Origin of the sequence: Actinomadura sp. NPDC000929 (assembly GCF_040492065.1) — a bacterium.
Lineage (GTDB): Bacteria > Actinomycetota > Actinomycetes > Streptosporangiales > Streptosporangiaceae > Spirillospora > Spirillospora verrucosospora.
The window spans coordinates 19,363-45,009 of record NZ_JBEUPA010000052.1; the positions used below are offsets into that span (position 1 = coordinate 19,363).

Here is a 25,647-nt window from a genome sequence, read left to right on the forward strand (position 1 = left end):
CTCAGCCGCGGGCGGCGGGCGCCGGAGCCGGCCGCACGGCCAGGTGGCGGCCCTTCCAGCGGCGGCGCAGCAGGCGGTCGTGGCTGACGACGACGAGCGTGCCGCCGTAGTCGGCCAGGGCGGTCTCCAGGTCCTCGACCAGGGCCGGTGACAGGTGGTTGGCGGGTTCGTCCAGCAGCAGGACGTCGGACGGCTCGGTGAGCATCCGCGCCAACGCGAGCCGCTGCCGCTGCCCGGTGGACAGCCGCCCGGTCGGGACCGTGAGCCGGTCGGGCCTGAACAGCCCCAGGGAGAGCAGCCGTTCGGCGTGCTCGGCCGGATCTCCCGCCCGCCCGCGGGCGAAGGCGGCCAGCACGGTCTCGTCCGGGCGTCCGGGGCGCGGCTCCTGGGGCAGGTAGGCGATCCGGCCGCGCCGGGTGACGCTTCCGCCGTCGGGGGCGAGTTCGCCGGCCAGGACGCGGAGCAGGGTGCTCTTGCCCGCTCCGTTCGGCCCCGTGACCAGCAGCCGGTCGCCCGCCGCGACGGTGAGGCTCGTGCGGTCGAGCCGGCCGTCGACGGCGACGCCGTCGGCCTCGATCACCGCGCCCCGCAGCCGGCGGGCCCGCAGGACGGGAGTGAAGCGCAGCGGCTCCGGCGGAGCCGGGACCGGGTCGGCGAGCAGGCGGCGCAGCCGCTCCTCGGCGTTGCGCACCCGGGCGGCCACCGACTGCTGGACCCGGCCGCCCGCCCGGTCGTAGGCCATCTTGTTGCGGTCCTTCATCTCCCGGCCGGGGGCCACCTGGCGCGCGGTGGTCGCGGCGGCCAGGCGGAGCCGCTCGACGTCGGACCTCCACTGCTCGTGGGCCTGGCCCCAGCGCCGCCGGGCCGCCGCCTTCTCGGCGAGGTAGCCGGCGTATCCGCCGCCGTACCGGACGACGCCGCACCGGTCGGCGTCCACCTCCAGCAGGCTGGTGGCGACGCGGTCGAGGAACGCCCGGTCGTGCGAGACCGCCACCGTGGTGCCCTGCCGGGCGCGCAGGTGCTCCTCCAGCCAGTGCAGGGCGTTCTCGTCGAGATGGTTGGTCGGCTCGTCCAGCAGCAGAACCTCCGGCGCGGACGCCAGAACGGCCGCCAGCCGCAACCTGGCCCGTTCCCCTCCGGAGAGGTCGCCGACGGTGCGGTCGCGGTCGACGAGGCCCAGGCCGAGCCCGTGCAGGGCGCGTTCCACGCGCGCGTCGGCGTCGTAGCCGCCGCGCAGCTCGAAGACCGTCATCAGGTCGCCGTACTCGGCCGCGACCGACTCCTCGCCTCCGGCCATCGCCGCCTCCAGGCGGCGCATCCGCTCCTCCACCGCGCGCAGATCGCTCAGCGCCCGGTCGATGACCTGCTGGACGGTCGCGTCCGGCGCCGTGCGCTCGTCCTGGGCGAGGTAGCCGACGCCGCCGGTCGCCTGGACGACGACCCGGCCCTGGTCGGGACGTTCGCGTCCGGCGAGCAGGCGCAGCAGGGTCGTCTTTCCGGAGCCGTTCTCACCGACGATCCCGGTGCGCTCTCCCGGGGCGAGTGAGCAGGTCACCTCGTCAAGGACGAGCCTGCCGTCGTAGGACTTGCCGACACCGAGCGCGGTGATCTGCGTGGCCATGCGTGCACTCCCAAGCATTCGAGGACGGGGCGGCCGTCAGCGACCGCGCGGCCGGGTGAACGCTTCGGAAGAGCATCGATCACTCCACTAATGCGACAACTGTTACATTAGGATTCTGCCATGCCGCATCCCCCAGAGCAACCGGACCACCTGCGATGACTTCCCCAGACGCACGACCGGAGGGCGCCGGAGGCGCGCCGCCGCCCCGGCCCCGCCCCGGCGGCCGGACCGCCCGCACCCGCGCGCAGGTGCTCGACGCGGTCCTCGCGGAGCTCGGCGAGCACGGCTACGACGGGCTCACCGTGGAGGCCGTCGCGGCCCGCGCGGGCGTGCACCGCGCCACGGTCTACCGGCGCTGGAGCGACGTCGGCGGCCTGCTCGCCGACGTCCTCGACGCGGCCGGCGACGACGACTGGAGTCCCCCGGACACCGGCTCGCTGGAAGGCGACCTGGCGGCGCTGAACGAGGAGATCCAGACGGCCATGGGCGCGGAGCCGCCGATCATGGAGGCCCTGATCGCCGCCTCGTTCCGCTCGGAGAAGGCTGCCCGGGCCCAGCGGCGGCTCTGGGAGGACCGCTACACCCGCTGCGAGATCGTCGTCACCCGGGCCGTCCGGCGCGGTGAACTGCCGCCGTCCACCGACGCCCGGCGCCTGCTCGTCGCCGCCACCGCGCCGATGTACCACCACCTGGTGCTCCTGCGCACAGCTCCCGACCCGGGCCTCCCCGCCCACGCGGCCAGAACCGCCGCCCTGGCCGCGGCCGCAGGCGCCTTCGGCGTACCCGGGCCGGAGTAGGGACGGCATGGTGGAGCCGCCACCGGCGGCCTCCCGTCAACGGATCGTGCCGGGCCCGCCCGGGGACGGCGCCGGCTCGGGCGCCCCCGCGTGCTCGCCGGGCAGCCGGACGGTGACGATGAGGCCGCCCGTGGGGCGAGGGGTGAGGTCGAGCGTCCCGTCGTGGGCCCGGACGATGCTGTGGACGATCGCCAGCCCGAGGCCGACTCCGGCGTGCTCGTCGGTCCGTGCGCGCTGGGTGCCGCGCTGGAAGGGTTCGGTGAGGGTCGGGACCAGTTCCGGCGGGACCGGCTGACCGGTGTTCTCGACCCGCAGCACGCTCGCGCCGTGCAGCGATCCGGTGTGGACCGTCACGGTGCCGCCGTCCGGGAGGTTGTGGACGATGGCGTTCTGGACGAGGTTGGTCACCAGCCGCAGGACGAGCTCGGCGGAGCCGAGGGCGTGCGTCCTCTCGCCGGTGACGTCGAGCGTGATCCGGCGCTGTTCGGCGAGGGGGAGCAGCGTTTCGGCGGCTTCCTCGGCGATGAGGGACAGGTCGACCGCGTCGCGGGTGAAGCTCTTGCGGTCCATGCGGCTGAGCAGCAGGAGGGCCTCGGTGAGGTCGATCGCCCGCGTGTTGACGGTGTGGAGGCGTTCGAGGACTTCGCCCTGGTCCTGCGCGGGGTCGTTGCGGGCGGTGTCGAGCAGGGTCTGGGAGATCGCCAGCGGGGTGCGCAGCTCGTGGGAGGCGTTCGCGGCGAACCTCTGCTGTTCGGCGACGTGGGATTCGAGCTGTTCGAGCATGGCGTCGAACACGTCGGCGAGTTCCCGGAACTCGTCCCTGCGGCCCCGGAGCCGGATCCGGTGGGACAGCGAGCCGGCGGAGGCCGTCCGCGCCGCGTCCGCGATCCGGGTGAGCGGCGCGAGCATCCGGCCGGCGAGGAGCCACCCTCCCGCGAGGCCGAAGAGCAGGAGGAAGCCCATGGCCGCGGCCGCGGCGGGATAGAAGCCGCGCTGCAGTTCGGAGCGGTCGGGCCCGAGCACGATCACGACGCCGAATCTTCTCTGGATGGCTCCGGCGTCGACGTCGCGCATCCAGCGCAGCACGAACACCCAGACCACGGCCAGCAGGAGCCCGCCGCCCAGCAGGAGGAAACCGGCGTAGCTGAGCGTGAGCTTCAGCCGGGCGCTGAGACCTGGGCGCCTATCCATGGCGACGGCGTTCGTTCCGGCGATCGACACACCCATGCCCGCGATGGTACGAGCCGCTGCATATCGTCCGCGTATCGAAAATCCCATACGCGCCGGCAACACCGCGCCGTCTTCACTGGCGGCATGGCTGAGCGAGGACACACGATGGCGCCGGTGGAAACGGCGGAAACGGTGGAAACGGTGGAACCCGAACAGGCCGAGGCCGGGCGGCACACCGGCGCCGGGTCCTGGCGCGCGGGCGTCCGCCGGGCGATCCGCGCCGGCTCCCGGCCGGAGCCGTGGAGGCGCGGCCCCCTGCTCGCCGTGTCGGCGCTGCTCCTCGGCCTGCTCATGCTGCTGCACGCGGAGATCCCGAACCGGATCGGGAACCTCGGCAGCCTGGTGGAGACGTTCCTCCCGTGGTTCGGCCTGTTCGTCCCCGTGCTGCTGGCCGGGGCGCTGTGGCGCCGCTCCGCCTCCGCCGTCGCCGCGCTGCTCCTGCCGGTCGTGGTGTGGCTGAACCTGTTCGGCGGGCTGCTCGGCGACAAGTCCCACCCGGGCGGGGACCTGACCGTGGTCAGCCACAACGTCGGCGCCGGTAACCCCGATCCGGTCGCCGCCGCACGCGACCTGGCCGCCTCCGGCGCGGACGTGCTGGCCCTGGAGGAACTGGCCCAGGAGGCCAAGGGCGTCTACGAGAGGGAGCTGGCCGGGACGTACCCGTACCACGTGGTGCAGGGCACGGTCGGGCTGTGGAGCAGGCTGCCGCTGTCGGACACCCGGCCGGTCGACATCAAGACGGACGCCGGGCCGCTGGGGGAGACCAAGCCGGCCGACGTCAAGATGAAGGACAACCGGGCCTTTCGCACCACCGTGGCCACGGAACACGGGCCGCTGGCGGTGTACGTGGCCCACTTGGGGTCCGTGCGCGTGAACCCCAGGGCGGGTTTCTGGGCGGTCCACCGGAACCGGGGCGCGCAGGCGCTGGGCGAGGCCATCGCCGCCGAGCGGAACGAGCGGGTGGTGCTGCTCGGCGACCTGAACGGCACCGAGGACGACCGCGCGTTCGCCTCCATCACCTCGCGGATGCGCTCCGCCCAGGACGAGGCAGGGGACGGCTTCGGCTTCAGCTGGCCGGCGGCCTTCCCGGTCGCCCGGATCGACCAGATCCTCGTCCGCGGCGTGGAGCCGAGGAGTTCGCGGGTCCTGCCCGCCACCGGCAGCGATCACCTGCCGGTGGCGGCCGCGATCAGCTGGTGAGGATTCTCGACACGGAGAGGTCCGTGACCATGGACCCGGCACGTGACTTCGGCCGCCGGCGGCTGGTCGCCTGGGGAGGGCTGGCCGCCGCCGGCCTGGCGGCCGGAGTGCCGCTGGCGAGCCCCTGCGTCGGCCGCGCCGCCGCACCCCCGTCCCGGCGCGGGGAGATCCCGCCGGACACCCTGCCCGGCGGGGCCTACGACCGGTACGTGGCGAAGCTGGCCGCCGAGGGGGTCCGAACCCGTACGTGCTCGGCAAGAACCCGGGGCGCGCTTTCATCGACGCCCCTGGTGACGGCGGCTTCGCCACCGCGCCGGACCTGGCCCGGTTCGCCCGCGCCCAGCGCGCGGGCGGCGTCATCCTGACCAACCGCGACGTCGACGGCGGGTCGCTGGTCGACATCATTCGCCAGGAGATGAAGGCCGTCACCGGGGCGGAACCCGGCCCCGGCTCAGGCGGCTGACCGGTCTACCGCGGTCCGCGCGTCCGTGCGTTCCTCCAGGCGCGCTCGAAGAGGGCGGGGACGGGGCCGGACGGGACGGCCGCCATGTTCGCCAGGGAGCGGTGCTCGTCCGCCAGCGGCATCAGGCGGATCTTCGGCACCTCGATGGGGAGGCGCGGTGCCTTGTACTCCCGCCAGGCGCCGTGCACGAACAGCGAACGCCCCGCACGCGCCCGGGTGGCGCTCAGCACGAGCCCCGAGCCGCCGAGTTCGGCCACCGCCGCCTTGAACCGGGCGGGCTTCCAGCCGGTCCACTCCTTGACGTTGCGGTCGGACGGGTCGGGCAGGGCGAGCAGCATCAGGTAGAGGGCCGCCGCGTCCTCGCCCAGCCGGTGGGTCTCCGCGCATTCCTCCAGCAGCTGCGGCACCGAGCGTGCCGGATGCTGCTCCCAGCCCGGCGCCAGGTCCGCGTCGGAGGCCAGGTGCGCGCCGAGCGCGGCGAAGTCGTCGCTGAGCAGGAGACGCAGGTCGGCCAGCGTGGGGAGCCCGGAATCGCCGGGCACCGCCTGGGACGGCAGGGTCGCGTCGTAGTAGTCGTCGAGGGCGTCGAGCAGCGGGTCGTCCGGCCCCTTCACCGCTGCGGGATCCACTCGCAGGTGGCGGAGACGGAAGACGTCGTCCTCGACGAGCGTCACCGCCGGATGGGCGGTGAGCGCGTCGGTGGGCGGCGGGTCGCCCATCAGGTGGTTGCTCTGCAGCGAGAACAGGGTGCGCGGCCCGGCGGCCTCGCGCAGCCGGGAGATCGCGGCGCCGATCGCGGGCCGCAGCGGATCGCCGGCCGGGGTCCGGTAGGCGAGCCAGGCGGCGACGCGCGGCAGGGCCAGCGGATCCGGTTCGCCGGAGAAGAGCGGGGTGTCCGCGAGGCAGTCCGCGCCGGCGGCGACGCGGCCGATGAGCGCCCACGGCCGCAGCGGCGGCCGGCCGCTCCGCCATGGCCACGAGGCCTTGAGATCCGCGCGTGGCAGCGGAATCTCGCACTTGGGCTGGGTGATCTCCTTGTGCGCGCGGGGCAGGAGCCCGGCGGGCGCGGGGAGCGGGGCCCCCGATTCCTCCTGGCACCACGCGAGCGCGCGGTCGACCGCCGGGCCCGACGTCCACAGCTCCTCCGGGTCGTCCGGCAGGAGCCGTTCGTAGAGCCTGGTGTAGAACTCGGCCGGTCGCAGGGCCCTGAGGCCCTCCTTCACCTCGTCCGCCTGCGAGTTCCACCCCGAACCGAAGTGGACCAGCCGGACGGGGTCGTCCCCGCCCAGCTGGTACGGCGCGGACAGGAACGCTCCCTGGAGCACGACGGCCGCCTCGGCCTTCGACAGGCCCGTCTTCTCCGCGAACGCGGCCGCCAGTTCAGGACTCACCGTTGGGCGGTCCCGTTCGCGCCAGAGCTCACTGAAGCGCGCGAACCAGGCGCCGGAGCGCACCGGCTCCAGGACGCAGGCGTCGAGCAGGCGCGCACCGGCCGCCGCCAGCGGGCCCTCCTCGGCGAACTTCCCCTCAGGCGCGTACTCAAGGAGCACTCGTTCGGGGGGCACCCCATGCTGTGCGCTCACCACCAGGGCGACGGACGTGGACGTGCGGAACGCCATCCCAGGGGTGGCCTTGCCGCCCTTCGTGTCCTCGGGCAGTTCGCAGCGCACCACCCGCCAGCGGCCGGGCTCGCCCGACACGAACGGGTAGGTCCCGTAGGCGGCCGGCCTCTGGTACGAACGCGCCCTCGACCTTGACGGGACGCCGGTGTACGCGGCGGTGTTGACGTGGTTCGGCCGGAGTTCCAGGCCGATCATGTTGCCGTCGAACTTGCCGCTCGGCGTGCCCATGTCGCCGTCCCAGACGGGCGTGCCGGAGCCCGCCAGGTCCATGAGCCAGCCGCACTGCCGCACGACCGGGTCGACGTTCTGCGCTGGGGCCGCCTCCTTCGCCTCCGCTCCCGGAGTGAGGCGGCGGACGAGGCGTTCCAGGCCGACCCGGCAGTTGACGGCCGTGACCAGCGAGAACGCGACCCTGGCGAAGGTCTCGCTGTCCCGTTCCTTCAGCTCCGGCAGCGCCTTGGAGAGCGCGACGAAGTTCGGCCCCGACACCGAGCGGTTGATGTAGTGGGGCTCCAGGAGCTTCAGCAGCTCCTCGACCCGTTCGCGGGTGAACTCCTCCGGCAGGTCGGCCATGAGCAGCGCCATGACGTCCACCGCAGCGAACTCGCGTGCCGCCTCGGCGTCCTTGAGCAGCAGGTCCACCGCCGCGCCCACGTGCACGAACCGGGCGAGCAGCATCCGCAGCCCGAACAGGTCGACGCCCTCACGCAGCAGGGCGCGCTCGCGGGCGCACCACGCGCGCAGCTCCTCGTGGCCGATCGGGTTGTCGAACAGCCCCGGGAGCTTGCCCCACCCCTTGGTCTCGTGCGGCTCATACCAGGTGTTGGACGCGCTGTCCCCGACGGTCATGTCGAGGTCGCCCCGCGCGCGGGCGCGCAGCTCCCGCGCGAACCGCTCGTCCGCCAGGACGTGCCGCAGCTCGGGGCGGCGGTCGATCACCAGGTCGGGCAGGAACGCGGGGCCGAGGCGCTCCGGCGGGTCGGCGACGGGGACGCCGTGCTCCAGCAGCATGTCGATCATGTCCAGCGGCGTCCTCCTGCGGCCGGTCTCGTCGAGCCCCCAGAAGCGGAACGCCACCGGCACCCCGTCGGACGCGAGCCGCGGGGCGATCCGCTCGGCCACCTCGTAGAACTCGCCGAGCGGGTCCCTCCACTGAGGTCCCTGCACGCAGGCGACCAGCCAGGCGGCGGCGTCCCCGCGCTGGAGGCCGGGGGCGTCCCCGGTCAGCATCGCCAGTGCGCCGCTGCGTTCGAGCAGCTTCAGCCACAGCGGTCCCTGGGACGGATATGCCGGGCGCAGTTCCAGCACCGGCCGCGCCGCCTCCGGCCCGGACACCAGGTCCATGGCGCGGCCCTTCAGCGCGTCGGTCCAGAACGCGTCGTCGCTCAGCGACACCTCGTCCGCCGCGAAGACGGACCGCAGGAGCTCCGCGAGCTCCTCCTCGGGGTCCAGCCCCGCGGCCTTGGCGATCTTCCGGAGGTCGGCGGCGAGCTGCGGATAGACGTCCCCGCCGTCCTCGACCCGCCACACCATCACCTCGCGGAAGCGGGCAAGGCCCTCCGCCGTCGCCGCGCCCTTGGCGGCCAGGTCGCGCGCCCATCCCCGCAGGAGCGTCGCGGACAGCGCGTGCGCGTGCTCCTCGTAGCGGTCGGCCAGCCACTCCGGATCGGGACGGTGCGCCAGCGTCCGCTCCAGTTTGCGCGCGCGGCCGAACCACGCGGAGGCCAGGTTCGGCTCATTGTGGGTGAGGGCGGCATCGGCCACCGCGTCCAGGAGGGTGATCAGGAGCGCGGGCGCGGACTCCTCCAGACCGGCCAGGATCTCCTCCACGGCCGGCTTGTAGAAGTAGCGCCAGCCACCGGTCCGGAGCTCCAAGGTGTGGACCTTCTCCGCCGCGAGCCGCTCCGCTTCGGGGTGTGCCTCGATGACGCGCTCGGGGAAGGGGACCACGCTGGCGTAGGGGGCGGGCAGGCCGGTCTCGAACAGCCCCTCCGGCTCCCACCCGTCCACCGCCATCAGCATGTCGCGGTAGCGGACGGCCGACTCGCCAAGCACCTGGGTGAGCCTGCGGTCGTCGGGGCCGGCGTAGGTCCGCGCGCACAGCCCGCCTTCGACCGGCTCCGTGGTGAGCGTGACACCCGCTTCGTCGAGCGCCTCCGCCCAGAACGGGTCGACGTCTGCCAGGGCGCGGGGGACGGCGACCCCTTCAGCCGCCCACGAGCGCGCCGATTCGCCGCACTGCTCCTGGTGGCGCTTCAGATACCGCCGCACCGTGTACATCCCGGCCAGGCCGGGCGCGCCCCCCAACTGCTCGGGAGCCTGCTTGAGCCTCCGCCCCCGGGGATTGCGGTAGACGATCTCCAGATCGTCCGTGAACTCCGCCGTGTACCCACCGGCCTCGATCCGCCACCCCATAAGCCCCGCGGCCCCCCATCTCGATCTTGACGGGCCAGCGTACGCACGATGACCGACATCGGCCACCGAACCGAGGGCGCCAGGGGCCGGTCAGGGGCGGGCCGTGTCCCTGGCGGCGAACAATTTCCGTGGTCTCTATGAGCACCAGGCGCGAGAGACCTACTCCCGGCGGCCGATGCTTGGAATTGCGGATGTGCGACATGATTTCATCGTGCCGGTTCCCCTCGGTGCCGCCCGGCGGCCACCGCTCGGGATCGCTGCGACGCAATTGGAGGACTCTGTGAATGGCAGCTCGATGCCGGCCGCTCGAACTCAGAACCTGCGCGTGCTGGAGGGCCGCTTCGTTCTAGAGCGAGTCTCAGACGTCCGCACGGTCGCCCTCGGATCCGACCTGCTCGCCCTCGTGCTCGGTCCGGACGGAGGCGCGGCGATGCGGCGCGACGACACGGCCGAGGACGCTTGGGCGGCCCTGTGGAACGGCGATGACGCGCACGACCCGGAAGCGACGGGAATGCTCAGCGCCATCGTCGCGCCGCTCGCCGCCGGTGAGCTCCCCGTCTGGACCGCCGCGAGCTACGACGGCGACCTGGTGCTCGTCCCGTCCGACCGCCTTGAGGAAGCCGTCACCGTACTCCGCCGCGCCGGCCACCAGGTGGCCGAATGACCTGTCGTGGAGCCGGGTGGGCGCGCCCAAATTCAGGAAGCTCGGGGTGGCCCGCACGCTCGCGGCACCGGCTCTGCCTCACCGCTTCACATCGGGGGTTCGCGCCGCTCAGATCATGATGATCGTCCCCGGCCGGGACCGGCCCGCAGGGCGCACGCCAGGCCGCCGCTCCTGATCCCACCAAGCTGAATTCGGTAACGCTCTTCGGCACGGTCGGCGACACATCCAAGCGTTACGCGCTAACGCCTGGCGAACACGAGTCCGTCTTTCTGTAACGCTTTGCCGAGGCCTTGGCGTTAGCCGCAACGCCACCCACTGGTCTCGGCGTGGTTCTGCGCGGCGGGCTGCGGATTTCCTCTAGGCTATGGGTATCGAGTCACTGCAAATCAAAAGGGGTACACAATCATGTCCACGTTCACTCCAGTCTCCCGCTTGCACGTCCACGGGTCCCGGCGGTCCGCCCTCCGTCCCGTTTCCGCGGGTCAGGGGGGACGTGTTCGGAATCCGCAGCGGATGCGCCCGGCGAGGGAATCGGTCGTGGCCAAGCCGTCCATCGAGGCCGCTGCCGGTCAGATGCCCAACCAGCTCGACACCGAGCGCACCGCGCTCTTGGCCGAGCTGACGCGTATCGACAACAAGTCCAGCATGTTCATGGCGCTGGCGCTGGGTGGAGCCGTCGCCGGCTTCACCGCATTCGACAAGGCTGGAAAACTCTCACAGATCTTCGGCCAGACGGCCGGTGTGTTCTTCGCACTCGCCGTCCTGGTGCTGCTTCTCAAGGTGGCCTGGCCGGCCCGCCCGAACTCCAAGGCGACCTTTAGGGTCTATGCCGCTTTGGGCCCTGGCCGGCTCATCGCGTTCTTGCGAGGCAAGCACCAGTACACCCCTCCGGGCAGGGGCAAGGCGCCCCTCACGTTCGATGAGGTGCGCGAAGACGACATCCAGGTCAAGAGCAGGTTGGTGAGCATCAAGTTCGCCTACCAAAGGCTCGCGATCGTCAGCATGGTGCTCGGCGTGATCGCGCTCGGCGCGGCCGGGCTGTCCTAAGGGACGCAGTCTCTAGCGGACTATTTTTCAGGAGCGGAACTGACCACGTCCTGCTCCCACCCATAAACATGGCACGGCCACTCAGACGACCGCGCCATGCCTAACCCCGATGCCCAGCGAGGCGGCCTCACCGCCGACCTCTCTGGGCATCATCAGTAGCGGCCGCGACGCGGTATGCCCGGCGAGACTTCTCGGTTGCCTGCGGCTCATGTTGCGAGCTCACCTGAGGATGAAAAGGGTCAGTCATGCCGGGCCCGAAGGCCAGCGGCCCTCTTACGGATCACGAAGAACATAACGGCCCCCAATCCTTGAGCGGATTGGCGTGGTGATCCCGGTGTCCGCCCGGACACTGGAACCGTCATGAGGATCGGAGGCCCCGCTCCTCATAGCGTCAGATGATGAAAGTACCGACTTGGCGGCGTTCTTTGGAGGACAGCAACTCCAATGGCAGCAGCGGGATCGCCTCTCGGTTGGCCGCCAGGTAGCAAAGCAGCACCAGTGCGCTGCCGTCCTCGTCCTTGAACAGCAGCCAATGCGCGAGGTCGACCGAGCCGCTGGAGAAACCGGACGAGTGCATCACCGGATCCAGCATCGCCAGGTAACCCTCCGGAAGCAGTTTCTTGCGAATCTTCCGGAAGTTCGCCGACGGGAAGGAGCTGACCATCAGGAACAGCTGCCCGAACGTCTGAGTGTGATGCACAATCCGCCCGGGCGTGACCGGGACCGGAGCTCGCACAACGTGGTCGATCAGGTTCGGATGGGCGAGCCATCGCCAGGTCTCCCGAGAGGTCACCGCATCCGGAAGCTTTTCCTCCATACGCTCCAGGTGTACAGGCAGCCACTCCCGCGCCCACTCGTTGATGAAAGCCTCCACACATCATGATCAATCCCGCCCGCCTCCGATTCTTCCGGACGCGGCCCACCGCATGTCAAGCCCGCAGGACGCTCCCGCCCCTGGTGCGAGGGGGATTCCGGGTATTCCGGCCCGCAGAGACGCCGCACGGGCGGTGCCGACTCGCACTGAGCCTTTTTCAGCGGCAGTTCGGGGTGCACTGATCCGTTGTCGCGCCGGGCCCCCGGCCTACGCCACCGGTGTCGTCCGCCGCCCTGCTCGCGGCCCGAGCGGGGGCAGGGGCCGGCCACCAAGATTCACCGGACAGGGCCTAGGGCGTGTTCCAAAAGCGTGTGGCCAGTTGCGGAGGCTGCGCATACCTTTCGATCATGGATGAGCCAGACCTCCTCAAGCGCTCCGATGGTCCGGTCACCCGCAGCAGGCTCGTCCGCGATCTGCGTGGGTTGGGCCTGGCCGAGGGCGACATCGTGATGTTCCACACCCGGATGTCGGCGCTGGGCTACGTCGCCGGTGGTCCCCAGACGATCATCAATGCGCTGCGGGACACGGTCGGCGCGACGGGCACCTTGATGGTCACCTGCGGCTGGAACGACGCGCCGCCCTACGACTTCACCGACTGGCCCGGAGATTGGCAGGACGCTTTGCGCGCCGAGCATCCGGCCTACGACCTGCGGTTCAGTGAGGCCGACCATAACAACGGCCGGTTGCCCGAGGCGCTGCGCCGGTGGCCGGGTGCGGTCCGCAGTCGTCATCCCGACGCCAGTTTCGCCGCTCTTGGCCCGGCGGCCCACGTCCTGATGGATGATCACCCGTGGGATGACCCACATGGTCCCGACAGTCCGCTGGCGCGTCTGGCCGCCAGGGGCGGCCGGGTGCTGTTGCTGGGCGCACCGCTGGACACCCTGACGCTCCTGCACCACGCAGAGGCCCTCGCCAAGGCGCCGGGGAAGCGGTTTGTCGACTACCAACAGCCCATCACCGTGGACGGCGAGCGCGTCTGGCGGCGCTTTCGCGACATCGACTCCGAGGACGGTGCCTTCGACTACACGCCGGTCGTGCCCAAGGGGCAAGATGCCTTCGAGGTCATCGCCCGCGACATGCTCACTGCCGGGCACGGACGACAAGGCCAGGTCGGCGCCGCAACCAGCTACCTGTTCGAGGCGGCCGACGTCGTGAGGTTCGGCGTCAACTGGATCGAGAGCAAACTCGCGCGATCGGCCGGCTATGGCCAGCGCCTTGGCACGTGATCACAGCCACTCACTGATCACGGCGATCTGCACGGTCGTGCGGGTGCCCGCCGCCGGGCCGGGCGACCCGGATGCGCTCCAGCACTGCCTCGAACTGCGGCGAGTCACCCCGCTGCCCGGCCGTCAGCGCCGGCGACAACGGCTTTTGCCCCTGCTCGACAGCCAGGTGCAACTTGGTGGTCAGCCCACCCCGCGAGCGGCCGAGCCCGTGGTCGTCCGGCTCGGCGGCACCGGTCCCGCCCGGCGGTTCCGTCTGGCCTTACCGCTGCTTGAGGTCCGCGAGCAGCGCGCGGAACGCGACCGGGGCGAGCAGGATTCTCGGCCCGTCCGGATCCTGGGAGTCCCGGACGCCCACACCGTGGCGAAGATTCGCGACCTCCACGCACTCGCCGCCCTGATCGTTGCTTCGCCGCGCTTTGCGCCAGGTCACAGTCTCCACCGGTCCATCGCCCTTCGTATTAAGTCGCGTGAGTCGCTGACGCTCAGGCAGCGCGCCTGCATCTCCGCGAACGCGCCGACGCAGTGCAAGATATCGCTCGCTTCTTGCGACGTGAAGCCTCCGGTGGAAATCTCTTGATAGAGCAGCTCTTCGCCAGTTGGCTGAGTTGCGATGCTGAAGGTTCCGGAGATGCCTCGATAGTACGCCGTCGGAGCGATCTGAAGCGTCACATTCTCCCGCTCGGAGACCTCAAGTAGGTGCTTACACTGGCGAAACATCACTTCGGGAGTTCCGACCTGCCGGTTGAGCACGACCTCGGCCAAGACCGCGATGATCCTTGGGGGCGCCTCGCGCTCTAAGATCTGCTGGCGCTTCATGCGGCTTTCGAAGGCATCTGGAGAAGGAAGTAAGACGTGGGCGTACTCCTTGATTTGGAATAAGCCCACGATGAACGTTTCCGCGTGCATCCGTAGAAGGTCGGCGGTCGCCTCTGCTTCCGAGTAGTCGGCGAAGAATTTTGGGTGGGCGGATGACTTGAGTATGTCGTCCCAGGTGTCAGTGAGAGCGGTACCGGTGCTGAGAGCGTCGTCTAGTCGTAAGGCGAAGTCTCTGCGGCACCGGGTGGTCCCGTTCTCCACCTGGGCGATGTAGCTGCGGCTCACGGCGGCCCCTTCTGCCAGTTCAAGCCGGGATAGACCCTTCTCGTGGCGAAGGCGGATGACCTCCTGGCCGAAGGCGATCGTCTGACGGGTCGGCTTGCGTGCAGCCATGTGGCACACCTCCTGGCACCGGCTCGCACCCTCTGAGACCGGGGTGCGTGTGTTGTCGTTCTTTCCTGGTCAGGTTACGCCTTGGAGTGGATTCTGTGCGGGGAGTTATCGGAAGTCGGAGGTGATCGTTAATGGAGTGCCCCGCGGAGATCGTGGTACCGGTTCGGGCCGAGTCGGTAAAGGTGGCTCGGGATTGGGTCGGGGCCGTTCTGGGGGAGTGGGGGCAGGACGCCTACCTGGCGAAGGTCGTGGTGTCGGAACTGGTGACGAACGTCTTGCGGCACACCAGGAGCGCGACCACGACCGTGCGGGTCGTCCAGGCGGACAAGGGAACCGTCGTGGAGGTCTTCGACTCTTCCAACGTCCTACCGATGGCGGGGCAGGCGGCCCTGCTGAGCGAGGACGGGCGCGGGCTCGCGATGCTGGATGTTCTCGTCAAGGAATGGGGTACGCAGCCACTCGGAGGCGGCGGGAAGGCCGTGTGGGCACTTCTGCCTGAAAGCACGTCGTGAACGAGGCCGACGCACTGGTTGCCCTACGCGAACGCTACTCGTCCTGGGAAATTTCCCTGAACCATGGCATGTGGCAGGCCAAGGGGCGCATTCTCATCCGTTCGTCTTCTCTGAGCCTTCTGCAAGCGGCGATGGACGGTGAGTCTCCATTCCCGTCCCGCCTTGCAAAGGAACGAGTCCGGGTAGCGGCGAACGGATCCTCGACGCCGCGACCGGATGCGTCATGCGGAACGCCTGAACCAGGGGGCGGTCCATGGTGGTGCGGTGCTCTGCGGGTAGTGCGTGCAGCCGTCCGGAAGCGGCGGGGAAGGCGCCTTGGTGTCACTGCCTGAAGAGGCGGTCAGCGGCGTCCTGCTCGGCCTGGGCGGCCATGGGAAGCTGCGGGCGATGTCGAGCACGTTGCTGCGCTCGGTGTCCTGCCCGCGCCCTGGCATCCCGGGTTCAGCTGTCGGGATGAACGTTGTTGATCACGATGGTCTCGCCCATGAGCAGGTAGTACACCGTCATGTCGTCTCGGGTGACCACATAGTGCGCGTGATCCAGTTCCTCGATGCCGAGGGGTTTGGCGTCGGGCGGCACCGGGTCGGTCATCAAAGACATGATCACCAGTTGGACCGCGGTGCGATAGTGCGGTGCCATCGCGGCGATCTGCAGCCGGATGGACCTGGTCATCGAGAGGTGGTCAGGCAAGCCAGTCCCCTGAGGCGATCTGCTCACGGGTGTAGACCTCGTAGCCCGGCGGGGTCGTGCCGGCTTCCAGGTAGGGCCTGATTCGCGTGGCCTCTCGATCGGCTTCTCTGGCCGCCCGCTCAAGTCGGAGTTGCTGGAGTTCCTGCCACTCCTGCTCGGTGACCAGCACGACCGGATCCTTGCCGTTCTTGGTGATACGGGGATGTGCGGCCCGGTGTACGACGGCTGCGTGGAGATCGCCGAGTCGCACACGTGCTTCTTTGATCGGGTAGGACTCCATCTCGCCACCATAGTGCACACAGTGATCTGAGTGCACACTTTGTACATCACGGTCCACCGGAGACGGCTGGGACGGACGTGTTGGCGACTGGCCGGGGTGGGTCGGGTCAGTTGTGGGTGTTGGTCTGGATCTCGCTGACGGCCAGGGGGGTGGGCTCGGAGGTCATGGTGTAGTCGTCGAGGCCGCCGCCGCAGGGGGCGCCCGTGCAGGTCCAGGCGAGCGTCCAGGTGATCGTCGCGGTGATCTGCCAGGCGCCGCCCTGCTGGCCGGTGGAGGAGCGCTTGTAGGTGTAGCCGCAGGTCTTTCCGGTCTCACTGCCCGCGTCGTCGCAGGTGATCTTGGCCTCGCCGAGGTCCCAGGCGACGGACGAAGGGGTCGCCGTCGCCTGGACGGTCACGCCGCCCTCCGAGATCGGGTCGGTCTTCACGACGGTGAAGCCGTCCACCCAGAGGTTCGTCCGCAGCCGGACGAAGGTCTTGTCCTTGGGGGCCGTGTAGGCGGTCGGCACGGGGAACGGGGCCGAGGCCCTGGCCCGCAGCATCATCGTCCAGACGTCGGGCGGCTGGGCGGCGGGCGGCGCGTTGCCTCCGGGGACGTCTATGCCGTCCACGCCCTGGTTGTCGGTCAGGCCCTCGGGGGCGGGCGGGGCCACCGGGCCGCTGACGCCGCCCGATCCGTTTCCGCCGTTTCCACCGCTGTTTCCGCCGCCGCGTCCGCCGGTGACGCCGGACAGGTTGCAGTCGAGGCCCTGGTTCGCGACGCCGCATCCGTCGGCGAAGGCTTCGGCCGGGGCCGCGAAAGTGGAGAGAAGGGCTGCCGCCACGGTGATGCCCGACGCCACGCGGCGCCGGGTGGGGGTGTGAGACATCGCGTGTCCTCTGGGGGATGTCAGCATGTGCGGTCCCGGACGGAAGCGGCGACCTTCCAGGCATCACCGTCGTACTGGACGGTGTAGCGGTAGAGGTAGGCGCCGCCCTTGCCTCCGCCCGTCCGCTTGCCCGTCTTGGCGGAGAAGCGGTAGCCCGCGACGGTGTTGACGCAGTCGATGAGGTAGACCTTCGAGCGGTCCTTGGAGACCGCGTAGACCCGGGGGTTCAGGGTCTTCGCGAAGCGCCAGATGTGGCCCTGGGCCTTGGTGGCCTCCACGTCGTCGGTGACCTCGGTGAGGAGGGGGTCCATGGCGACGTCGGCGAGGCCGGCGGGGTCGTTCTTCTCGTAGGCCTTCTGGTAGGCGGCCTGGTAGGCGCGGTAGCGGGCGAGGACCGTCTTGAAGAGCTGGTCCGTCGAGACCGCGGTGGGCGTGGCGGCGGGAGTGCCGCCGGTGTCGAACCGGCCGTTGGGGGAGAGTTCGCCGCTGGCGGACGAGCCGGACGAGCCGCATCCGGCGGCCGTGCACACGGCGAGGGCGGCCGTCAGGCAGGCGGCGCGGCGAGGCCCCAGAGGGGAGGAACGAATGCGCATCGCCATCCCTGAGCGGCAGCAGACAACGGGCCGAATACGCGCGAAAGCTTACAGAGATGCGTGGGGCGAGAAAAGGGATTCGTTGCGTCCCGCTTGACCTCGACCTTGCTTGAGGTACCAGGCTTCTGGGGGAGCGCTGATGGAAGGAGCCGGATATGCGTGCTGTGTGGTTGAGGGAGTTCGGCGGGCCGGAGGTCCTGGTCGCGGGTGACGCGCCCGACCCGGTGCCGGGTGAGGGGCGGGCGCTGGTCGAGGTGGAGTTCGCCAACATCACGTTCGTGGAGACGCAGATGCGGTCGGGCACCGGTCCGATGCCGGTTCGCTGGGAGCCGCCGATGATCCCGGGCAACGGGGTCGGCGGAGTGGTCACGGCGGTCGGGGACGGGGTGGACGGGACGCTCGTCGGCCGGCGGGTCGTCAGCAGCACCGGCGGCACCGGCGGCTACGCCCAGAAGGCTGCCGTTGACGCGAAGGGCCTGTTCGAGGTGCCGGACGGCCTGGCGCTCGACGACGCGGTGGCTCTGCTCGCGGACGGGCGGACGGCGACGATGATGACGCGCGCGGCCCGGATCCGCGAAGGCGAACGAGTCTTGGTGGAGGCGGCGGCCGGCGGGGTCGGGACGCTCCTCGTCCAGCTCGCCAAGGCACAGGGGGCGACGGTCGTCGCGGCCGCGCGGGGGGAGCGGAAGACGGAACTGGCCATGCGGCTGGGCGCGGACGAGGCCGTCGACTACGGCGAGCCGGGCTGGGCGGAGAAGACCGGGCCGGTGGACGTCGTGTTCGACGGGGTGGGCGGCGACGTGGCCCGTGCGGCGTTCAGGCTGCTCAGGAAGGGCGGGCGGATGGTCAGTTTCGGGCTGGCGGGCGGGGAGGGGGCGAACATCCCCGAGGAGGACGCCCGGGAGGCGGGCGTGACGCTGGTCTGGCCCTCGGCCACGCCGGAGGAGCTGCGGGAGTTCACCGAGCACGCGCTGCGCGAGGCGGCGGCCGGACGGCTCACGCCGGTGATCGGGCAGCGGTTCCCGCTCGACGGCGCGGCCGAGGCGCACGCCCTGATCGAGTCGCGGGGGACCGTCGGCAAGACCCTCCTGGAGGTCAGCCGACCCTCGTGAGGAACGCGATCAGCGAGCGTTCGTAGGCGGCGGGGTCGACGTTCCACGACTCGGTGTGGTCGCCCGGCGTGGGGATGTGGGTGACCGTGCCGGGCGGCGCCTTCCTGGCGAAGGCGAAGGCGGGGCCGTTGGCGACGGTGGAGTCGTCCTCGGTGGTGAACATGAGGACGGGCGTACGCAGGTGGGGCGCGAACCGGCGCATGTCGAAGTCGGTCAGGTCGATGCCGATGCGCCACTGGAGGACCCGCTTGGCGATGCCGGTCATGAAGCCGGGCAGATGGCGGGCGTCGCCCTGCTTGTCCAGGGTGGCGTTCCAGTCGAGGACGGGGGAGTCGAGCACGACCCCGCGCACGAACGACGGGTCCCGCTGCAACGTCGTCATCGCCATCGCGCCGCCCATCGACCATCCGTACAGGACGACGCCCGTCGCCCCGTGCGCGCGTGCGTAGCCCATGGCGGAGACGACGTCGTGCCACTCCTTGTCGCCGAGATGGTTGCGGCGGTCCTGCGACGGGGGCGCGCCCACGTCGTTGCGGTAGGCGATGGACAGCATCGGCAGGCCCAGCGAGTGGACGGTGCGCATGACGCGGAAGGTCTCGGCCTTGTCGGCGTTGCGCCCGTGGACGCCGATGACCCAGGTGCCCTTGTCGGACGTCCCCGGGACGAACCACGCCGGCATGGGCCCGACCTCGGACGGATACGTGACGTCCTGGAACGGCAGCCCGAGCGCCGTCTTCGGGTCGCCGTCGTACATCCAGTGGTCGATCATCGCGGGGGCGTCCTTCACCAGGGCGCCCTCGACGGGGGACACCTTCCGGACGACGTGCCGGTCGTTCCCCCCGACGACGGGCCCGAGCAGGGCGCGCCCGCCCTTCCAGACCAGGGCCCAGGCGCCGGGGCGCTCCGTCCCCGGCTCGCGGGGCAGCGTGACGGTGCCGTTGCCCGCGTCCTCGATGGTCAGCGGGTACTCGGCGGAGTGGTCGACCTCGATGGCGACGCCGGCGAAGTACCAGCCGATGCCGCCGACGAGCGCGCACAGGAGCGCGGTGATCGTGACGACCGCCGACATCAGCGGGCGGGCGCGGCGGCGCCGGCGGCGCGGCGGGCCGGGGGTCGCCGGGACGGATGACGCTGGGGCAGCGGTGGACACGACATACGAAAGTAGCCTCCCGCGAGCGTCGCCAGTGCCCGGGGCGGCGCGCAAGACATCGACCGGTGCGGTTAATCTGCCGATCAGGTGCCATAGGGGGAGCCATCGGGACGGAGGGACGCGCGGTGACGGGCCAGGACGACCGCGTCGCGGAGCTCGAAGGCCGGGTCGCCGAGTCCGCCCGGCGGCTGGCCCCGCCCGGCTGGCGGCGGCTCGACCTGCACTGCGCCGCGACGGTCGCCGGCGCCGTCGTCGCGCCGGCGGTGCTGACGGGCGAGGGCCGGATGGAGATGTCCGGGGACGTCCCGGAGGAGCTGACCGATCTGCTGACGGACCTGCGCCGCGCCCACTACCGGCCTGAGCGCGGCACCTGGTTCTCGATGGTCATGATCATCGAGCCGGGTTCGGTGTGCCCGCTCTACAACCGCGAGTTCGACCCGCTGTGGGACCCGCCGCTCCCGGCGGAGTCCTGGCGGCGCGACCAGACCGTCATGCCGAGGGACGGCGACGCCGTGCCGGACTGGCTGCGCGACCGGCTGGAGGGCCGCGAGCCGGCCGCGCCGTCCGCGCCGGACCCGGCGCCGATGGACCCGGTCGAGCAGGCGGAGCTGCTGTCGGACCGGCTCTCCACCCTGGTCGCCGTCCACGCGCCCGGGCTGTGGGAGCGGGTCTCCGGGCACTACCGGGTGGCCGGCGGGCGTGCCGAGATGCCCGCACTGACGTGCCGCCAGGCCACCGGCGCCCAGACGTCCTGGACGGCGCCCGCCGCGGCGGCGGCGCTGCTCGAACGGCTCCGCGCCGGGACGCGGGCGTTCCAGGGCTCCACCTGGTCCCGGATCGACTTCGAGGTCCTGTACGAGGACGGGGCCGTCCGCTGCCGCGCGAGCTTCACCCACGATGACGAGCCACCGCCCCGGCCCGCGCCGGTCGCCGGCACGCCGCCGCCCCGGCCGGGGCTGCGCCGGGCCAGGATCTTCGACCACGCGGGCCCGGACGGGAGCCGTCCCGCCGTGTCGCGCCCGCCCGTCCCTCCGGACGAGGCGGGCCGCGTGGCCGAGTACCTGCGGCGGGCCCCGACCGTCATGGCGGCGCGCTCGAACGCCCCCGACCGGCTCGACCCGTCGCGCGGGGCGGCGGTGCCGCTGACCTTCCACACCGACGGGACGTGGGTGTGGTCGAGCGCGGTGGCCTACTACCTGAGCGAGCACGGCGTCCCGCCGGAACCCGATCTCGTCGCGCACATCAGGGCCAACGCGTTCCGCGTCCCCGACGTCGACGACGACACGATGAACGCCGCGAACGCCGCCGTCACCGGACGCGCCGCGCCCGAACGCGTCCCGCGCGAGCCCGACTGGGCGGGGACGCTCCAGCACCGTCTCGACCAGCTCCGCGTCGACCGCGCCGCCTACCGCGTCAACGACGTGGCCGAGGGGGTCTGGTGCCTGACGTCCCGGCCGGGCCGCTGGTCGGTGTTCCAGATGCGCGACGGCGAGCGCCGCAAGGAGGCCGTCTTCGACGACGCCGAGCAGGCGTCCGCGCACCTGCTCGGACGGCTGCTGCTCGACCCGCGCCACACCGCCGGGGACGGGCCGTTCGCGCCGCTCAAGGGGGAGCCGCCGCTCTCGCTGCTGCGCGACCGCCACGTCATGGAGCTGGCGGCGGGAACGGAGGTCGACCGCTACGGCGCCCCGGACGGCAACGTGGCGTACGCGGCGCGCACGCCGTATCCGCAGCGGTCGCTGCCGCCCGAGTGGCGGAACCGCCCGTACCGCGTCTACCGGTTGCGGCGGCCCATGGAGACCCTGACCGGGAAGGCCGTCCCGTGGTTCGGGCAGCCGGGCGGCGGGACGGCGCACGTGTTCCGGCGGTCGATGGCCGACCTGGTCGCCGACGGCAGCCTCGTCGAGGTGCGGGGCGGCTGACCGGGCGGCGGCTCAGGCCTGGCCGATCGCGGACACGAGCCCGAGCGCCAGCACCAGGTCGAGGTGGATGAACGTCTCCAGTTTCGCTCCCGGCGGGACGTCCGGGTCGGCGGCGAGCCGGTCCAGGACGGCGAGCGCGGCGGGGCTGCCGAGGTCGTCGGCGAGCGCGGCCTCGGCCTCGTCCGCGTACTCGCGGTTGATCGGGCGCCCCGGGGACGTCGCCCACTCGGCGACCTTGCCGCGCCAACCGGCGAGCCGCTCCGAGGCGGCCGACAGCCTCGGCGCCGACAGCTCCAGAGGCTCCCGGTAGGGGACTTCCAGCATCGCCAGGCGCGCGGTGAGCGGGTCCGGCGAGGTTCCGGTCTCCTGCGGGACGGCCAGGCACAGCGCGTCCCTGTCGGCCGTCTCGGAAACGTAGACGTCGGCGTCCGGGAGGACGTCGTCGCGTACCTCGAACGGCTGGACGTTGTAGTCGTCCAGGCCCGTCGCGGCTCCCGGCGTGCTCACCGCCAGGACGCGGCGCCCGGCGCGTTCGGCCACCCGCCGCAGAAGGTCGGCGACGACCGCGCGGCGGTACGCGCCGTCGACGACCTGGACGCGCAGCCCGCGCCCGGCGGGCAGCGCCTCGGTCCGTCCCGTCCGGTGGTCGTGGAGCCGCAGCATGCCTCCCACCCTAGGGCGGCGCCTACAGCGGGAGGTCGGCGGCCATCGGCCCGAACGGCGTCGGCGCGGCGCCGTCCGACCGGCGGACGGCCGCGAACCGCAGCCGGACGTAGTCGGCGACCCACCCCGACTCGCGGCGCAGCGCGGGCGCGGCGAGGTCGTTCACCCGGTCGAGCAGCGGGTCGACCAGCTCCGGCGGGACGTCGGCCAGCGCGCGGGAGGCGTAGGCGCGGACCCAGTCGGCGGCGCCGTTCGGGCCCTCGGTCATCCGGGTCGGGCGGTCGGCGTGCTCCAGCAGCCGCAGCGTGAACCCGGCCTCCTCCAGCTTGGTCGCGTACGCGGCCGGCGACGGGAAGTACCAGGGCAGCTCGGGCTCGCCGAGGCCGAACACCCGCCAGGCGGTCTGCATCGCGACGATCAGCTCGGCGCAGTTGCCCGCGCCGCCGAGCTCGCCGACGAACCGGCCGCCGGGGCGCAGCGCCGCGTGCACGCGGCCGATCACCGCGTCGGGGTCGCGGGTCATCCAGTGCAGGGCCGCGTTCGAGGCGACCGCGTCGAAGGACTCGCCCACGGTGAAGTCGTGGGCGTCGCCGACGACGAACGACAGCCCCGGGTGCATGGCGGTCGCCTGCGCGACCATCTCGGGGCTGCCGTCGATGCCCAGCACCTCGGCGCCCCGTTCGGCGATCTCCGCGCTGAACGAGCCCGTGCCGCACCCGAGATCGATGATCCTCTCGCCGGGCTGCGGATCGAGCAGATCGACGAGGGGCGCACCGTGCGCGGACACATACCCGAAGGCGGAGTCGTACGTCGTCACGGCCCAGTTCACTGTCATAATTTATCGGACATCGCCCGATGGTGAGGTGGGGATGCCGTGGCGGACGTCACGTCCGAGATCCGCGTCGTCGGGGCCGAGGGCCCGGACGGCCTGGCCCTGCGCACCTCCGGACTGGCCGCCAGGGGCCTCCCGGAACTGCGCGCCGACGGGCTTCCGCCCTATCTGGGACAGGGCTGGGCGCGCGTCCTCGCCGCCCTCGCGCAGCGCCTCGCCGCCACGGGGGCGATCCCGGAAGAGCTCGCCCCCGGCGTCGAGATCCGCCTCGCGCCGGCGGACGGCGGCACGCTGGCCCCCGTCCCGCCGCCGGGACGCGATCTCGCCGAGTGGCGCCGGGACGTCCTGCTCCGGATGTTCCCCGAAGCCCGCGCCTGAGGGGCCCCTTCCTAGAATCGGATTCTGACAGCCGGGCTGGAGAAGGGTGCGCAGGGTGCCGTACGCAGAGATCGAGTACGAGGTTCGGGACGGGATCGCGACCGTCACGCTCAACCGGCCGCGGAAGATGAACGCCTACACGTTCGTCATGCGCAACGAGATGCTCGACGTCTTCGACCGGATCGACGCCGACGACGCCGTGCGCGCGGTCGTGGTGACCGGCGCCGGGCGCGCGTTCTGCGCGGGCGCCGACCTGAGCGGCGGCGGCGACACCTTCGACAAGGACAAGTCCAAGGACATGTTCGCGGGGGAGGACGACGTCCTGGAGGACGGCACCCCGCGCGACGGCGGCGGGACGGTCGCGCTCCGCATCGCCCGCTGCCTCAAGCCCGTCATCGGCGCGTTCAACGGCGCGGCGGTCGGCGTGGGCGTGACCATGACCCTCCCGATGGACGTCCGGCTCGCGAGCGAGAAGGCCAGGTTCGGCTTCGTGTTCGCCCGGCGCGGCATCGTGACCGAGGCCGCCTCCAGCTGGTTCCTGCCGCGCCTGGTCGGCATCGCGCAGGCCATGGAGTGGGCCGCCACCGGCCGGATCTTCGACGCGCGGGAGGCCCTCGCGGGCCGCCTCGTCTCCCGCGTGTACGCGCCCGACGAGCTCCTCCCGGCCGCGTACGCGCTCGCGCGCGAGATCGCCGACAACACCTCCGCCGTCTCGGTCGCCGCGATCCGCCGCCTCATGTGGTCGGGCCTGTCCGCGCCGTCCCCGTGGGACGCGCACATCGCCGACTCCCGCCTCATGGCCTCGCTCGGCGGCGCCGCCGACGCCGTCGAGGGCGTCTCGTCCTTCCTGGAGAAGCGCGACGCCGCCTTCCCGATGCGCGTCAGCAAGGACCTCCCGCCCGAAGTCCCCGACTGGCCCCTCCGCTGAGGACGCCCTCGCGCGCGAGGGCCAGGAGCCGTCAGGACGCCCCGGCGGATGGCCGCCTTCGGTCACCGGAAGGCCCGTCGCACGGCGACGGGGGGCGTCCGCGCCTGGCGCGACCCCCGGTGACATGTGCGGGGAGCGGACTGTCGCATGATGGAGGGAATCCCCCGGTGCGTCCCAAGGACGATCTTGATTTTCCGGACCATCGGGAAGCGTGTCTCATCAGTTACGGAGGGTATTAAGCCGCCCGAGGCGACACGTTACGGGGGTGCCTGGTGCGGATGAGGAATTGTGCCGTCATAGGCGCTGGACTCCTGCTCGCGGCCGGATGCAGCCACGCCGAGCGGCAAGCGCGGACCGCCGGTGAGCATGGCGCGATCAAGGGCAGAGCCACGGCGACACGGCCGCCGAGCCCGACACCGCCGCCGCCCAGGAAGATCGACTGCGACCGGGTGAAGTGCGTGGCGCTGACCTTCGACGACGGCCCCGGCCCCTACACGGCGCGGTTGCTCGACACGCTCAAGAAGAATGGCGTGCGCGCCACGTTCTTCATGCTCGGCGAGAACGTGGGCGCCCATCGCGACATCGTGCGCAGAATGGCGCTGGAAGGCCAGGAGGTCGCCAACCACAGCTGGTCGCATCCTGACCTGACGACCCTGTCGTCCAGCGAGGTGCGCTCCCAGATCCAGCGCACGCAGAAGGCCGTCAAGGACGCCTCCGGCGTCACGCCCACGCTCGTCCGGCCGCCCTACGGGTCCACGAACAAGCGCGTCGAACACGCGATCGGGATGCCGCTGGTCCTCTGGAGCGTCGACACGCTCGACTGGCGGTACCGCGACGTCGCCCGCGACACGCGCGTCGGGGTCAAGGAGCCGGAGAGCGGCGGCATCGTCCTGTTCCACGACATCCACAAGCCGAGCGTCGACTCCATCCCTAAGGTCGTGGACGGTCTGCGCAAACGCGGGTTCACGTTCGTGACCGTCTCGGAGCTGTTCACCGGACAGCGCCTCGCGCCGGGGACGTCCTACAGCCAGCGGACGGCGCCGCCCACCCAGGTCGCGACGAGCCCGCCGCCGGCGCGCCCGTCCGCGGGCCCTTCGTCCGGGAGCGGCGCCCCGGCGCCCGGCGCGCCGGTTCCCGACTCCTCGGCGTCCAGGGGCCCCGTCCCCGGTGCCCCGCAGTCCGGCGGCCCCGTCAGCCCGGCGCCGAGCGGCCTGGCCCCCGCCCCGCCCATCTCACCGAGCCCCTGACCCGCCCCCTCAGGACGTAGGGAGCCGCCGCCCGCGCCCGGGAGGGGGGGTGAAGGTAGAGGGGGGGGGGCGGGGGTCCCGGGGCGGCGGGCGGGGGGGGGCCC

The 25,647-nt window shown here is 71.7% G+C and carries 25 protein-coding genes and 1 pseudogene; 12 read left to right on the forward strand and 14 right to left on the reverse strand.

What is annotated here, in order from left to right; genetic code table 11:
- Window position 1: 1 nt before the first annotated feature.
- Complete coding sequence (gene abc-f, locus ABWI04_RS19725; RefSeq protein ID WP_353833337.1) at window positions 2-1,621, reverse strand: ribosomal protection-like ABC-F family protein; 1,620 nt, start codon at window positions 1,619-1,621, stop codon at window positions 2-4.
- Window positions 1,622-1,776: 155 nt separating this feature from the next.
- Here abc-f and ABWI04_RS19730 point away from each other — a divergent pair, with 155 nt between their 5' ends.
- Window positions 1,777-2,418 (forward strand): TetR/AcrR family transcriptional regulator, encoded by a 642-nt coding sequence (locus ABWI04_RS19730; protein WP_353833338.1) that lies wholly within the window; start codon window positions 1,777-1,779, stop codon window positions 2,416-2,418.
- Between the two features lie 36 nt (window positions 2,419-2,454).
- Here ABWI04_RS19730 and ABWI04_RS19735 read toward each other — a convergent pair whose 3' ends face one another.
- The gene (locus ABWI04_RS19735) at window positions 2,455-3,645 is read right to left on the reverse strand and encodes a sensor histidine kinase (RefSeq protein WP_353833339.1); all 1,191 of its coding nucleotides are present in this window, start codon (window positions 3,643-3,645) and stop codon (window positions 2,455-2,457) included.
- An 87-nt stretch (window positions 3,646-3,732) separates the two neighbouring features.
- Between ABWI04_RS19735 and ABWI04_RS19740 the strand changes: the two genes are divergently transcribed.
- Together ABWI04_RS19740 and ABWI04_RS19745 are read left to right on the forward strand one after the other, a co-directional pair.
- The gene (locus tag ABWI04_RS19740; RefSeq protein ID WP_353833340.1) at window positions 3,733-4,848 is read left to right on the forward strand and encodes an endonuclease/exonuclease/phosphatase family protein; all 1,116 of its coding nucleotides are present in this window, start codon (window positions 3,733-3,735) and stop codon (window positions 4,846-4,848) included.
- A 247-nt stretch (window positions 4,849-5,095) separates the two neighbouring features.
- Window positions 5,096-5,311, forward strand: coding sequence for a hypothetical protein (locus ABWI04_RS19745; protein ID WP_353833341.1), 216 nt, complete (start codon window positions 5,096-5,098; stop codon window positions 5,309-5,311).
- Between the two features lie 5 nt (window positions 5,312-5,316).
- Here ABWI04_RS19745 and ABWI04_RS19750 read toward each other — a convergent pair whose 3' ends face one another.
- Entirely contained in the window at window positions 5,317-9,348 is a 4,032-nt protein-coding gene (locus tag ABWI04_RS19750; RefSeq protein WP_353833342.1) for an HU family DNA-binding protein, read from the reverse strand.
- A gap of 103 nt (window positions 9,349-9,451) precedes the next feature.
- Here ABWI04_RS19750 and ABWI04_RS19755 point away from each other — a divergent pair, with 103 nt between their 5' ends.
- Entirely contained in the window at window positions 9,452-10,012 is a 561-nt protein-coding gene (locus ABWI04_RS19755) for an ACT domain-containing protein (protein ID WP_353833343.1), read from the forward strand.
- Window positions 10,013-10,549: 537 nt separating this feature from the next.
- The gene (locus ABWI04_RS19760) at window positions 10,550-11,059 is read left to right on the forward strand and encodes a Pycsar system effector family protein (RefSeq protein WP_353833344.1); all 510 of its coding nucleotides are present in this window, start codon (window positions 10,550-10,552) and stop codon (window positions 11,057-11,059) included.
- Window positions 11,060-11,450: 391 nt separating this feature from the next.
- On the opposite strand, the gene ABWI04_RS19765 is transcribed toward ABWI04_RS19760, so the two are convergent.
- Window positions 11,451-11,933, reverse strand: a complete 483-nt coding sequence (locus ABWI04_RS19765; RefSeq protein ID WP_345179854.1) for a hypothetical protein — start codon at window positions 11,931-11,933, stop codon at window positions 11,451-11,453.
- A gap of 347 nt (window positions 11,934-12,280) precedes the next feature.
- Between ABWI04_RS19765 and aac(3) the strand changes: the two genes are divergently transcribed.
- Window positions 12,281-13,159, forward strand: coding sequence for an aminoglycoside 3-N-acetyltransferase (aac(3), locus tag ABWI04_RS19770; protein ID WP_353833345.1), 879 nt, complete (start codon window positions 12,281-12,283; stop codon window positions 13,157-13,159).
- A gap of 25 nt (window positions 13,160-13,184) precedes the next feature.
- Here the strand turns inward: aac(3) and ABWI04_RS19775 are convergent.
- The 3 genes and pseudogenes from ABWI04_RS19775 to ABWI04_RS19785 all read right to left on the reverse strand — a co-directional run.
- Window positions 13,185-13,373 (reverse strand): annotated as a pseudogene (locus ABWI04_RS19775) (IS5/IS1182 family transposase); the annotation flags it as partial.
- 45 nt (window positions 13,374-13,418) lie between these two features.
- Window positions 13,419-13,598: a DUF397 domain-containing protein gene (locus tag ABWI04_RS19780; protein WP_353833346.1), complete on the reverse strand. Its 180-nt coding sequence runs from the start codon at window positions 13,596-13,598 to the stop codon at window positions 13,419-13,421.
- A complete protein-coding gene (locus tag ABWI04_RS19785) occupies window positions 13,586-14,368 on the reverse strand; it encodes a helix-turn-helix domain-containing protein (protein ID WP_353833347.1) in 783 nt (260 codons plus the stop codon). The genes ABWI04_RS19780 and ABWI04_RS19785 overlap by 13 nt, the downstream gene beginning before the upstream one ends.
- A gap of 131 nt (window positions 14,369-14,499) precedes the next feature.
- Between ABWI04_RS19785 and ABWI04_RS19790 the strand changes: the two genes are divergently transcribed.
- Entirely contained in the window at window positions 14,500-14,880 is a 381-nt protein-coding gene (locus ABWI04_RS19790; protein WP_345179862.1) for an ATP-binding protein, read from the forward strand.
- 441 nt (window positions 14,881-15,321) lie between these two features.
- Here ABWI04_RS19790 and ABWI04_RS19795 read toward each other — a convergent pair whose 3' ends face one another.
- The 4 genes from ABWI04_RS19795 to ABWI04_RS19810 all read right to left on the reverse strand — a co-directional run bounded on the left by ABWI04_RS19795 (window position 15,322) and on the right by ABWI04_RS19810 (window position 17,311).
- A complete protein-coding gene (locus ABWI04_RS19795; RefSeq protein ID WP_345179864.1) occupies window positions 15,322-15,552 on the reverse strand; it encodes a hypothetical protein in 231 nt (76 codons plus the stop codon).
- A 10-nt stretch (window positions 15,553-15,562) separates the two neighbouring features.
- Window positions 15,563-15,850, reverse strand: coding sequence for a type II toxin-antitoxin system Phd/YefM family antitoxin (locus ABWI04_RS19800; RefSeq protein WP_353833348.1), 288 nt, complete (start codon window positions 15,848-15,850; stop codon window positions 15,563-15,565).
- Window positions 15,851-15,956: 106 nt separating this feature from the next.
- Window positions 15,957-16,718, reverse strand: a complete 762-nt coding sequence (locus ABWI04_RS19805) for a hypothetical protein (protein WP_353833349.1) — start codon at window positions 16,716-16,718, stop codon at window positions 15,957-15,959.
- Window positions 16,719-16,738: 20 nt separating this feature from the next.
- Window positions 16,739-17,311: a hypothetical protein gene (locus tag ABWI04_RS19810; protein WP_353833350.1), complete on the reverse strand. Its 573-nt coding sequence runs from the start codon at window positions 17,309-17,311 to the stop codon at window positions 16,739-16,741.
- 155 nt (window positions 17,312-17,466) lie between these two features.
- On the opposite strand from ABWI04_RS19810, the gene ABWI04_RS19815 reads away from it, so the two are divergent.
- Window positions 17,467-18,423 (forward strand): zinc-binding dehydrogenase, encoded by a 957-nt coding sequence (locus ABWI04_RS19815; RefSeq protein WP_353833351.1) that lies wholly within the window; start codon window positions 17,467-17,469, stop codon window positions 18,421-18,423.
- Here the strand turns inward: ABWI04_RS19815 and ABWI04_RS19820 are convergent.
- On the reverse strand, window positions 18,407-19,573 hold the full coding sequence (locus ABWI04_RS19820) for an alpha/beta hydrolase family protein (RefSeq protein ID WP_345179873.1): 1,167 nt from the start codon (window positions 19,571-19,573) through the stop codon (window positions 18,407-18,409). The genes ABWI04_RS19815 and ABWI04_RS19820 overlap by 17 nt on opposite strands.
- 125 nt (window positions 19,574-19,698) lie before the next feature.
- Here ABWI04_RS19820 and ABWI04_RS19825 point away from each other — a divergent pair, with 125 nt between their 5' ends.
- Window positions 19,699-21,495, forward strand: a complete 1,797-nt coding sequence (locus ABWI04_RS19825) for a glycohydrolase toxin TNT-related protein (protein WP_353833352.1) — start codon at window positions 19,699-19,701, stop codon at window positions 21,493-21,495.
- A 12-nt stretch (window positions 21,496-21,507) separates the two neighbouring features.
- Here ABWI04_RS19825 and ABWI04_RS19830 read toward each other — a convergent pair whose 3' ends face one another.
- A complete protein-coding gene (locus ABWI04_RS19830; RefSeq protein WP_353833353.1) occupies window positions 21,508-22,158 on the reverse strand; it encodes a cysteine--tRNA ligase in 651 nt (216 codons plus the stop codon).
- A gap of 22 nt (window positions 22,159-22,180) precedes the next feature.
- Complete coding sequence (locus ABWI04_RS19835; protein WP_353833354.1) at window positions 22,181-22,987, reverse strand: class I SAM-dependent methyltransferase; 807 nt, start codon at window positions 22,985-22,987, stop codon at window positions 22,181-22,183.
- 45 nt (window positions 22,988-23,032) lie between these two features.
- On the opposite strand from ABWI04_RS19835, the gene ABWI04_RS19840 reads away from it, so the two are divergent.
- From ABWI04_RS19840 to ABWI04_RS19850, 3 genes are all read left to right on the forward strand, one after another.
- On the forward strand, window positions 23,033-23,368 hold the full coding sequence (locus ABWI04_RS19840; protein ID WP_353833355.1) for a hypothetical protein: 336 nt from the start codon (window positions 23,033-23,035) through the stop codon (window positions 23,366-23,368).
- 55 nt (window positions 23,369-23,423) lie between these two features.
- Window positions 23,424-24,296 (forward strand): crotonase/enoyl-CoA hydratase family protein, encoded by an 873-nt coding sequence (locus ABWI04_RS19845; RefSeq protein ID WP_345179881.1) that lies wholly within the window; start codon window positions 23,424-23,426, stop codon window positions 24,294-24,296.
- Between the two features lie 458 nt (window positions 24,297-24,754).
- On the forward strand, window positions 24,755-25,543 hold the full coding sequence (locus ABWI04_RS19850; RefSeq protein ID WP_353833356.1) for a polysaccharide deacetylase family protein: 789 nt from the start codon (window positions 24,755-24,757) through the stop codon (window positions 25,541-25,543).
- Window positions 25,544-25,647: the final 104 nt, after the last annotated feature.